This window comes from Variovorax sp. 01T432, from assembly GCF_056398605.1.
Window position 1 is genome coordinate 21,763 of sequence record NZ_JBFTPS010000078.1, and the last position, 10,801, is coordinate 32,563.

Genomic DNA, 10,801 nt, shown 5'->3' on the forward strand with positions numbered 1-10,801 from the left:
CGCACGCGGTCAGTGGGACGCGAGCACCGGCTCTTGCCTCTTCTTGCGTTGCGGCGCGGCGATGGCGGGCTGCTTCCCGCGGGGCGCCTGGGGGGCGGCAAGGGCCGTGCGCGCAGGCGCGGCCGGGCGATCGGCTGGCGCGTGGTCGAGCTTGAAGACGCCGACGATCTGCGACAGGCTGCCGGCCTGCTCCTGCAGCGATTCGGCCGCCGCCGAGGCTTCTTCCACCAGCGCCGCGTTCTGCTGCGTCACCTGGTCCATCTGCGAGATGGCCTGGTTGATCTGCTCGATCCCTGAAGTCTGCTCCTGGCTAGCCGCCGTGATCTCGCCCATGATGTCGGTCACGCGCTTGACGCTGTCGACGATCTCTTCCATCGTCTTGCCCGCCTCGGCCACCTGCTTGCTGCCCTCTTCCACCTTGTCGACCGAGTCGCCGATCAGCGTCTTGATCTCCTTGGCCGCCGCGGCCGAGCGCTGCGCCAGGCTGCGCACTTCGGAAGCCACCACCGCGAAGCCGCGCCCCTGCTCGCCGGCCCGCGCGGCTTCCACCGCCGCGTTCAAGGCCAGGATGTTGGTCTGGAAGGCGATACCGTCGATGACGCCGATGATGTCGACGATCTTGCGCGAGGACGCATTGATCGAGCCCATGGTGCCAACCACCTGCGACACCACGCTGCCGCCCTTCACCGCCACTTCGGAGGCCGAGACGGCCAGCTGATTGGCCTGGCGGGCGTTGTCGGCGTTCTGCTTGACGGTGCTGGTGAGTTCTTCCATCGAGGCCGCCGTTTCCTGCAGCGAACTGGCCTGCTGCTCGGTGCGGGAAGACAAGTCCTGGTTGCCCGAGGCGATCTGGGTGCTGGCGGTCGACACGTTCATCACCACGCCGTGCACCTGCTGCAGCGAGCCTTGCAAGGCGGTGCGCATGAGGTCGAGGGCGTTCAGCAGGCGGCCGGTCTCGTCCTGGGCATAGCGCGTCTCCGGCGTGCCCGTGAGGTCCATGTCGGCGATCGAGCGCGCCATGGTCTCGGCGCGGCGCAGCGGATGCGTGATGCTGCGGCCCAGGAACCAGGCCAGCAAGGCGCCCAGGATCAATGTGGTGGCGGAGCAGATGACCAGCAGGGTGCTGGTCTGGGCCCGCTGGGCTTCGGCGCGTTGCGCGGCGGCGTCGAGCTTCTCGCGCTGCTGGTCGACCACCTGCTGCACGCCGGCGATGTAGGCCACCGAGGTGGGCTGGAAGCGCGAGTCGAAGACGCGGTTGGCGCCTTCGAGGTCGCCCGCCTGCTTGAGCTTGCTGACCTCCTCGCGCGAGGCGAGGTACTCCTTGCGGAAGCCGCCGACCTTCTCGAGCAGCTGGCGTTCCTCGGGCGCGGTCAGCTTGGCCTCGATGAACTTCTGCAGATCATTGGTGGCCGCGATGGAGGAGGCCGTCGCCGGTGCGAAATAGGCGATCAGGCTGGAGTCGCTGCTCTTGGCGATGGCCGCCGCGCGCTGCACGCCGGAGGTGGTGTAGCGCAGCCAGTCCGAGCCGGCGCGTTCGGTCTTGACGTTGTCCTGCACCATGGTCTCGATCTCCTCGCCCACCTGGCGCAGCTTCAGCACCGCGGACACGCTGGTGGCGAGAAAGAGGACGAGGATCGCGCCCAGCACGATGGCCAGGCGCTTGCCGATCGAGACATTGCTCAAAAACATGGTGGAGACTCCAGAACACAAGGGGGACACGGAAAAGCCGGCATCGCCGCCGCCCGTGGGCTCTGATGCCCCGGCGACGGTCGCTACAGGGCTATATCGGCGGTTGGGGCGGAAAGTTGAGGCCTGCGCTGGATTTCTCGGGAACGGGCGCGGCATCTGGCCGACTGGCTCCAGCAATTGCCCCGATCTGGTGCCACGGGCGTGCGCCCGCGGCTCGTACGCTGCCTGCTTCGCTTTCCGCACCCCGAATGGAGACAGATTCATGACCCAGCCATCCAGCCCCCCCGACACCAAATTCCTGCGCGCATTCGCAGACGCCTGGAATGCCCACGACATCGACGCATTGATGTCCTTCATGAGCGACGCCTGCGAGTTCCATGCCGTTGGCGGCCCCGACCTGCTCGGCCGCAGCTTCGTTGGCCGCGAGGCCGTGCGCGCGGGCTTCCAGCTTGCCTGGCAGACCTGTCCCGACGCGGCCTGGCTCGACGGCGATCATTTCGTCTGCGGCGACCGCGGCGTGTCTGAATCGACCTTTCGCGGCACCAAGGCCGACGGCACGCGCATCGAAGCGCGCATGGTCGATGTCTTCACCTTCCTGGACGGGCGCATCGCGGTGAAGAACGCCTATCGCAAGGATCGCCCGCCCGTCCGGACCGTGTGAGCGCGGGAGCCCCATCATGGACATCAGCGCACGACATCTTGCGCCCCTGAACCCCTACGACCCGCGGTACGACCCGCTGGTGGCGCCCCACCCGGGCCAGGGCCGCGACTACGCGCCGACCTACTGGGTCGGCACCGCCGGCTCCCCGCCGCCCGACGACGGCCCCATCCTGCGCGACACCGACGCCGACGTGGTGATCGTGTCAAGAGCCTGGTGGCCGAAGTGCCCTGCGACGCCCAGCCCGGGGGCCACCTGTACGTGGCGCACCGCGACAAGAAGATGGACTTCCTGCGCAACGAGGCCAGGATCATGCGCGAGGTCTTCGGCTACGACACGCGCATGCTCGGCGCCGAGGAGCTGCGCCGCGACTACTTCAACGAGGCCGAGGCCCGCGGCGCCATGCACGAGCCCGACGGCATCGGCGTGCACCCCCTCAAGCTCGCCCACGGCTACCTGCGCATGGCGCGCGCCCTGGGCGTGAAGGTGCATCCGGCAAGCCCCGTGACCGGCTTCCACACGCGCAACGGCGTGCACTACCTGCAGACCCCCGGGGGCACGGTGCGCGCGCGCGCCGTGGGCTTCGCCACCGGCGGCTACACCAGCAACGGCCTGCACAAGAGCCTGGACTCCAGGATCATGCCGATCCTGTCGAACTCGCTGGTCACCCGCGCGCTCACGCCCGAGGAGCTGGCCGCGACCAACTTCCGCACCACCACCTTCGTGACCGACACGCGCACCCTGCGCTTCTACTACCGCAAGCTGCCCGACAACCGGGTGCAGATCGGCAGCCGCAGCGCCATCACCGGCGCCGACGCGCCCGACCCGCGCCACATGCACATGCTGGTCGAGGGCCTGCACCGCAAGTTCCCCGCCCTCAAGGGCATCCGCATCGACTACTCCTGGTGGGGATGGGTGGATGTGAGCCACGACATGATGCCGCGCGTGATGCAGCCCGACGCCAAGGAGAGCGTGTTCTACGCGCTGGGCTACGGCGGCAACGGCGTGAGCTTCTCCGCGCATGCCGGACGCCGCATGGCCGAGCGCATCGCGGGAAAGAAGAGCAAGGTGTTCGAGCTGCCGATCTACAACTCGCCCCTGCCTTACCCGAACGTGCTCAACCTGGTCGAGTCGCGCGCCTTCGCCCCCTTCCGCCGCCTCGGGCAACGCGTCCTCTACCACTGGTACCACGCGCGCGACGAGTGGGCGTCATTGGCGAGGTGAGTCGCGCTGTCCATCGGGCTGCCATCGGACAGCACGATCAGCAGGCGCCGCGCCTCGCTGCGGCTTTCCAGCCGGGCGCAGGCCCAGTCCACGGCCTCGCCGTCGATCCCCTCGCGAAACAGATCCGATTTCAGCAGCGCCGCAATGTCGGGCCGTGCCCGGCGCCACGGCGTGTCCGCGTCCTTGAAGATCAACCGGCAGACCTCGTTGAGCCGGCCCGGGTGCCTGGGCCGGCCGGCCCGCTGCCAGTCGCGCAGCGCGCGGCCTCCGTTCCACGCGGCGGTGGTGAAGCCGAGCACCTCGCCCGCGACGCCGGCCTGCTCCAGCGCGCGCGCGAACACATCGACCCACATGGCGACCGGTTCAATCTGCTGCTTCATCGAACCCGAGCAGTCGATGAGAAAACTCACCACGCAATCGGCCGCGGGCTCCTGCCGTTCGATGCGGAACAGGCGCCGCTCGCCCGGCGAGGTGATGAGTTGCGCAAGCCGCCGGCCGTCGATGCGGCCCTCTTCCTGGGAGCCGTCCCACTCGTTGCGCGCGGGCACGGCAAGCAGCGCCTTCAGCTCGCGTGCCAGGCGCGCGATGTTGAGGCCCTGGCCCGAGATGCGGCGGTCGAGGCGTTCGCGGTATTCCCTCAGCAATGCGGCGCGCACCAGGGTTGCCGCCCTCACTTCCATGTCGTGGGCGGTGGTGAAGATGCGGTAGCCGTCATCGGCGTCGTCGGGCACGCCGATGCCGCCGGGGCTCGGGCTGGCGCCTGCGTCGTCCTCGTCGCCTTCGAAGTCCATCCAGAGGCTGAGCAGCTGGCGTTCGTCGCGGTCGTCATCGGATGCGTCGCCTCGGTCATCGCCGGCTCCGCCGGCGCCATGGATCATCCGCGCGACCGCGGTGGCGATCGCCTGCGCATGCGCCGCATAGGCCGCCTGGTCGGCCCGCTGCCTGCGCAGCCCGGCGAGATCGTGGCCCAGCACCGGCGCCAGCGCCATGCGCGTGGCTTCGATCGCGCCTTCGCTGGCTTCGAGCACGGGTTGCGCCGTCACGCGCGCACGGCAGATCTGGGCCAGCGTGTAGAGCAGGATCCCCTTGGCCGTCTCGGTCAGGCCGCTGTGGTGAAAGACCAGCGACCACTGTTCGTGGCGAAGCGTCAGGTTGTGCACGAGGCCGGGCATGCAAGCCGGTGCTTGAGCTTCGACGCGGATCTGTTCCAGCAGCTCGAACAACATTCGCGCGAGCGGGTCGACGGGGCGAAGGCTCTTGTGCAGCCCGGCGTCGGACAGCGCCAGACGCAGCGCCATGCCATCGGCCGCGCCGCGCAGGGAGCCGAGGTCCTCGCTTTCAGGGGAGGATTGCAGGTGCGGCGCGAACGGCGGCAACGCCCGCCGGCCGCGAAACAGGCGGTGGCCGCGAAAGTGCAAGGCCGCATCTCCGGTCAACGCGCGGATCGAGGCTGCGCAGAGTTCCTCGATCTCCCGATGGTGCCGCGCCGCCGCTGTCCGTGACACGCTCACCGCATCATTCCAGTGGGGTCGCGAGCTCGCGCGACTCTTCGAGTTCGCGGTCGAAGCAGCGCTGAAAGTATTCGGCCACGACGGGGCGCTCGGACTCGTCGCATTTGTTGACGAAGGAGAGCCGGAAGGCGAGCGCCGGATCGCGGAAGATCTCGATGTTCTCGGCCCAGGTGATCACGGTGCGTGGCGACATCAGCGTCGACAGGTCGCCGACGGCGAAGCCCTTGCGGGTCAGGTCGGCCACCGCCACCATCGAATCGATCAGCGCGTGGCCGGCCGCATCGGCGAATTTCGGCACGCGTGCCTGCACGATGGCGATCTCCTCGGCGCGCGGCAGGTAGTTGAGCGTCGCGACGATGTTCCAGCGGTCGATCTGCGCATGGTTGAGCCGCTGCGTGCCGTGGTAGAGGCCGCTGAGGTTGCCCAGGCCCACGGTATTGGCGGTGGCAAACAGGCGGAAGCCGGGGTGCGGGCTGATGACTCGATTCTGGTCCATCAGCGTGAGCTTGCCGTCGCGCTCCAGGATGCGCTGGATGACGAACATCACGTCGGGCCGCCCGGCATCGTATTCGTCGAAGATCAGCGCCACGGGGCGCTGGAGCGCCCAGGGCACGATGCCCTCCTGGAACTCGGTGACCTGCTGGCCGTCGCGCAGCACCACCGCATCCTTGCCGATCAGGTCGAGCCGGCTGATGTGGCCATCGAGATTGACGCGCACGCAGGGCCAGTTCAGCCGTGCCGCCACCTGCTCGATGTGCGTGGACTTGCCGGTGCCGTGCAGGCCCTGGACCATCACGCGTCGATCGCGCGCGAAGCCGGCGAGCAGTGCCAGCGTGACCTCCGGGTTGAAGCGGTAGGCGCTGTCGATCTCGGGTACGTGGTCTTCGCCCTCGCTGAATGCCGGCACCCGCAGGTGGGTGTCGATGCCGAACACTTCGCGCACGGAGACCGTTCGATCGGGGCGGGATTGATTCAGCTCGGTCATGCCGCCTTCTCCAGCAGCGCCGGGCGGCTCATCAATACCGAAAGCGCACAGGAGGCAACGCGACTCGCCACGGAATCGGAGCGGCTGGTGAGGACGACAGGCACGCGCAGGCCCAGCACCAGGCCCGCACATTCGGCATTCGCCAGGTAGACGAGTTCCTTGTAGATCAGGTTGCCGGCCTCGAGGTTGGGCACCAGCAGCACGTCGGGCCGGCCGGCGACCGGCGAGCTGATGCCCTTGTTGCGCGCCGACCTGGCCGAGATCGCGTTGTCGAAGGCGAGCGGTCCGTCCAGCAGTCCGCCGCGGATCTGGCCTCGATCGGCCATCTTGCACAGTGCCGCCGCATCGATGGTGCCGGGAATGGCCGGGTTGACTGTTTCCACCGCCGACAGAATCGCCACGCGCGGCGTCGCGATGCCCAGGGCGATGGCGAAGTCGATCGCGTTCTGCGCGATGTCGCGCTTGTCGAGGAGCGCGGGGGCGATGTTGACCACACAGTCGGTCATCAGCAGCGGCCGCGCCACGCCCGGCACATCCATCAGAAACACATGGCTGACGCGGCGGGCGGTGCGCAGGCCGGCTTCGCGGCTGAAGGTGGCGCCGAGCAACTCGTCGCTGTGGAGCGCGCCCTTCATGAGCGCGGCCGCGCGGTGATCGCGGCACAACGCCACGGCCTTCGTGGCGGCCGCGCAGGGATCGTCCGCGGTGTCCTGCACGACATAGCCTGCGATCGACACGCCGGCTTGCGCCGCCGCGGCCTCGATGCGCGCGCGCGGGCCAACGAGGATGGGGTTGATCAACCCGGCCTGCGCCGCGCCGTGCGCGGCTTCGATCGAGGCCGCGTCGCAGGGATAGGCCATGGCGATCGCAATGGGCCCCTGCGCGCGGGCCTGTGCGATCAGCGCCTGCAGATGGGGGCGTTCTTGCGTCGGCGCCGGAGTCGTCTTCGGCTCGCCCGCGCTCGCCATGGGGTAGGGAGGAAACATCGTTGGCCTTGTCGGGACGTGTGGATGAAGGGACGGGAAATGCCGGGCCGAGGGCAGCGCGCCGCCCCCGGGCTCCGGGTGAAAAGGGAGTCGCCAACCGCCGAAGCGACGGTGGCAAGACCTCAGACGTAGTCCTTGTACTTCTCGAGGAAGCGCACCGGCTTGGCCAGCGCGTCGCGGCGGAAGGGGTCGCCCAGCTCGCGCGTGCACATGATCTCGACGATGCAGGTCTTGCCTTCGTTCATCTGCATGTCGATCGCCTTCTTGAGCGCGGGGCCGACGTCTTCCAGCTTGTCCACGGTGATGCCTTCCGCGCCCATGGCCCGGGCGATCTCGGCGAAGCTCTGGTTCTCGAGTTCCCCCGCGACGAAGCGACGGTTGTAGAAGTCGACCTGGTTCTTCTTCTCGGCACCCCACTGGCGGTTGTGGAACACGACCGCGGTGACCGGGATGTTGTGGCGCACGCAGGTCATGGTCTCCATCAGGCTCATGCCCCAGGCACCATCCCCGGCGTAGGACACCGCGGGGCGATGCGGCGCGGCAACCTTAGCGCCGATGATGGTCGGGAAGGCGTAGCCGCAGTTGCCGAAGCTCATCGCCGCGAAGAAGCTGCGCGGCTTCTCGAAGCGCAGGTAGCTGTTGGCCACCGAGTTGATGTTGCCGATGTCGGTGGACACCATCACGTCCTCGGGCATGGCCTTCTCCAGCTCGCGCAGGACCTGGCGCGGGTGAAGGTAGTGGCCGCCGAAGGGCGTTCTTTCCTTCTTCTGCTCCTCGATCATGTCCAGGCTGAACGGGTCCTTCTCATGGGTCCACTCGTCGAGTTCCTTTTCCCACGCGGCCTTCTCGCTGGCGATCTTGTCGGCGCGTTCGGCCTTGGTGGCGTCGCAGGCCAGGGTCTTGCCCTTCAGCCGGTTGGTCAGCGCGGTGGCGGCCGCCTTGGCGTCGCCGCAGATACCCACCGAGATCTTCTTGACCAGTCCCAGCATCTTGTTGTCGGCGTCGATCTGGATGATCTTGGCGTTCTTGGGCCAGTAGTCCATGCCGTGCTGCGGCAGGGTGCCGAAGGGGCCCAGGCGCGAGCCGAGCGCGACGACCACGTCGGCCTGCGCGATGAGCTTCATGGCGGCCTTGGAGCCCTGGTAGCCCAGCGGGCCGCACCAGAGCGGGTGGCTGCCCGGGAACGAGTCGTTGTGCAGGTAGCTGTTGACCACCGGAGCGCCCAGACGTTCGGCCAGGGCCTTGCATTCCTCGATGCCATCGGCCATGACGACGCCGCCGCCGGAGATGATGACCGGGAATTTGGCCGTGGCCAGCAGCTCGGCCGCTTCGTTCAGGCTCTTCTCGCCGCCGGGGCCGCGGTCGAGGCGGGAGGGCTTGGGGATCTCGGCGGTGATCTCCCCGTAGAAGTAGTCGCGCGGGATGTTCAACTGCGTCGGGCCCATTTCGGACATGGCGCGGTCGAAGCAGCGGCCGGTGTACTCGGCCATGCGCGCCGGGTGCGTCACGTGGCCCTGGTACTTCGTGAACTCCTGGAACATGGGGAGCTGGTTGCACTCCTGAAAGCCGCCCAGGCCCATGCCCATGGTGCCCGTCTCCGGGGTGACGATGACGACCGGGCTGTGGGCCCAGTAGGCCGCGGCGATGGCGGTGACGCAGTTGCTGATGCCGGGGCCGTTCTGGCCGATGACCATGCCGTGGCGGCCGCTCACGCGGGCATAGCCGTCGGCCATGTGGCCCGCGCCCTGCTCATGCACCACGGGGATCAGGCGGATGCCCGCGGGAGCGAAGATGTCCATCGCATCCATGAAGGCGGAGCCCATGATGCCGAACATGTCGGTGACGCCGTTCGCGACCATGGTCTCCACGAAGGCCTCGGAGGGGGTCATTTTCTGGGGGCCGATGGCGACGGTACGGAGGTCGATGCTGGGTGCTTGCTTGGTCATGATGTTGATGTCTCCAATGGGTGTCAGGGGTACAAGGGGCCGGTTGGGAATTCGGTGGGTTCTTGAATGCTACGAAGGGCGCGGGCGGCCCGGTGGGGCCAGGACGCAACCATTCATGGGGCCAACGGCGGATCGGACAGCGCCGCCTTCAGCGTTCGAGCACGGTGCCCGCGCACGACGCCGGCACCGACCGGCGGCCGAGGAGGGCTCTCACGCCGTAGGCGAGCAGGAGGATGCCGAGACTGGCAATGCCGAGCAGCAGTGGCTGGCGCTGTTCGGGGATGAAGGCCATCGCCACCACGATGCCGACCATGCCGAAGATTGCGACGTAGGTCAGGTATGGGTAGCACCACATCCGCACGCGCAGGCGTTCCGGCGCTTCGCGCTCGAGCCTGGCCCGCAGGCGCAGCTGCGACACCGCGATGAGCACGTAGACGAAGATCGCCACTGTGCCGTAGGAGTCGACCAGGAACTGGAAGACCCGGTCGGGCGAGACGTAGGACATGACCACGGACGCGTAGCCGAACAGGGTGCCCACCAGGATGGCGCGAACCGGGACGCCGTTGCGGCTCAGCCGCGTCAGGCCCTTCGGGGCATCGCCCCGCTTCGTCAGGGCGAACAGCATCCGCGAGGAAGCGTAGAGGCCGGAGTTCAGGGCGGAGAGCACCGCCGTCAGGACGATGGCGTTCATCACCTGCGCAGCGCCGGGGATCCCCATCGCCGCCAGGGCGCTGACATACGGTGTCGTGATCGCAGGCGAGTTCCACGGCACGATGGCCACCACTAGGAGGATCGAGCCGACGTAGAAGATCAGCACGCGGGTGATCACCGAATTCGTGGCCTTGGCGACCGCCCTCTCGGGTTCCGCCGCTTCCGCAGCGGCGATCGTCACGATCTCCGCGCCGAAGTAGAAGCCGGTGGCGGCGACCGCTCCGGTGAGGATCGGAACGATGCCGTTGGGCGCGAAGCCTCCATGCGTCGTGAAGTTGACGAAGCCGGGAGACGCGACCGGACTGGTCGCGGGCCACAGACCCAGGACGAAGAGCGTGCCGAGGAAGAGGAACACGATGATCGCCGCGACCTTGATCGAGGCGAACCAGAATTCGAACTCGCCGTAGGATTTCACCGAAACCAGATTGGTCAGCGTGAGCAGAACGATCAAGCCCAGCCCCAGCATCCACTGGGGCACGTCCGGCAACCAGAACGACACCAGCTTTGCGCCGGCCACGGTCTCCACCGCCACCACGATGACCCAGAAATACCAGTACATCCAGCCCGTGAGGAAGCCCGCCAGCGCGCCGCCGGAGGGCCGGTCGGAAAAGGCGAGCCGCGCGTACTCGTAGAACGAGCCGACGGCTGGCAAGGCCACCGCCATTTCGCCCAGCATGCGCATGACCAGCACGACGAGCCCGCCGGTGATCAGGAACGAGAGGATGGCCGCCGGTCCGGCTGATCGGATGACGACCGAACTGCCGACGAACAGGCCGGCGCCGATCACCCCTCCCAGGGCGATCATGGTCATGTGTCTTTGCTTGAGGCTGTGTTGCAGGCCCGATGAGGGCCGCGGATCGTCTTGTGGATGCATGGATGTCTCCTTCTCGTTGACCTATGTGGCGCGGATCGGCCTTGCTGCCCGGCGGCAAGATCACAAGTGCTCGTCGCGCGCGTGGTACCAGTGGTAGAGGACGCGTTGCCCGAGGCGGCGGAAGGGGGCGAAGGCGCGCGACTCGACCAGGTTGAGCACGTTCGGGTAAGGCAGGGGCGAGTTGTAGATCGGCAGCTCGAACACCTTGCTCTTCTTT

Annotated in this window: 7 protein-coding genes and 2 pseudogenes; 2 read left to right on the forward strand and 7 right to left on the reverse strand. The window is 67.9% G+C overall.

Translation table 11 applies throughout. The features are described from left to right. Nucleotides 1–9: 9 nt before the first annotated feature. Nucleotides 10–1,689, reverse strand: coding sequence for a methyl-accepting chemotaxis protein (locus tag AC1DNF_RS32980; RefSeq protein WP_478152874.1), 1,680 nt, complete (start codon nt 1,687–1,689; stop codon nt 10–12). 262 nt (nt 1,690–1,951) lie between these two features. On the opposite strand from AC1DNF_RS32980, the gene AC1DNF_RS32985 reads away from it, so the two are divergent. Continuing rightward, nucleotides 1,952–2,350 (forward strand): nuclear transport factor 2 family protein, encoded by a 399-nt coding sequence (locus tag AC1DNF_RS32985; protein ID WP_478152875.1) that lies wholly within the window; start codon nt 1,952–1,954, stop codon nt 2,348–2,350. 16 nt (nt 2,351–2,366) lie between these two features. Then, a pseudogene (locus AC1DNF_RS32990) lies at nt 2,367–3,571 on the forward strand (NAD(P)/FAD-dependent oxidoreductase). On the opposite strand, the gene AC1DNF_RS32995 reads toward AC1DNF_RS32990, so the two are convergent. The 6 genes and pseudogenes from AC1DNF_RS32995 to AC1DNF_RS33020 all read right to left on the reverse strand — a co-directional run. Further along, the gene (locus AC1DNF_RS32995) at nt 3,523–5,082 is read right to left on the reverse strand and encodes a cobaltochelatase CobT-related protein (protein WP_478152876.1); all 1,560 of its coding nucleotides are present in this window, start codon (nt 5,080–5,082) and stop codon (nt 3,523–3,525) included. The pseudogene AC1DNF_RS32990 and the gene AC1DNF_RS32995 overlap by 49 nt on opposite strands. Before the next feature lie 4 nt (nt 5,083–5,086). Continuing rightward, the gene (locus tag AC1DNF_RS33000; protein WP_478152877.1) at nt 5,087–6,067 is read right to left on the reverse strand and encodes an AAA family ATPase; all 981 of its coding nucleotides are present in this window, start codon (nt 6,065–6,067) and stop codon (nt 5,087–5,089) included. After that, nucleotides 6,064–7,053 (reverse strand): bifunctional enoyl-CoA hydratase/phosphate acetyltransferase, encoded by a 990-nt coding sequence (locus tag AC1DNF_RS33005; protein WP_478152878.1) that lies wholly within the window; start codon nt 7,051–7,053, stop codon nt 6,064–6,066. Before AC1DNF_RS33005 ends, AC1DNF_RS33000 begins: the two co-directional genes overlap by 4 nt. Nucleotides 7,054–7,175: 122 nt before the next feature. Then, on the reverse strand, nt 7,176–8,999 hold the full coding sequence (gene xsc, locus AC1DNF_RS33010) for a sulfoacetaldehyde acetyltransferase (RefSeq protein ID WP_478152879.1): 1,824 nt from the start codon (nt 8,997–8,999) through the stop codon (nt 7,176–7,178). A 148-nt stretch (nt 9,000–9,147) separates the two neighbouring features. Beyond that, nucleotides 9,148–10,584 carry an amino acid permease gene (locus tag AC1DNF_RS33015; protein WP_478152880.1) on the reverse strand — a complete coding sequence of 479 codons (1,437 nt, stop codon included), beginning with the start codon at nt 10,582–10,584 and terminating at the stop codon, nt 9,148–9,150. Nucleotides 10,585–10,644: 60 nt separating this feature from the next. Next, nucleotides 10,645–10,801 (reverse strand): annotated as a pseudogene (locus AC1DNF_RS33020) (FAD-dependent oxidoreductase); the annotation flags it as partial.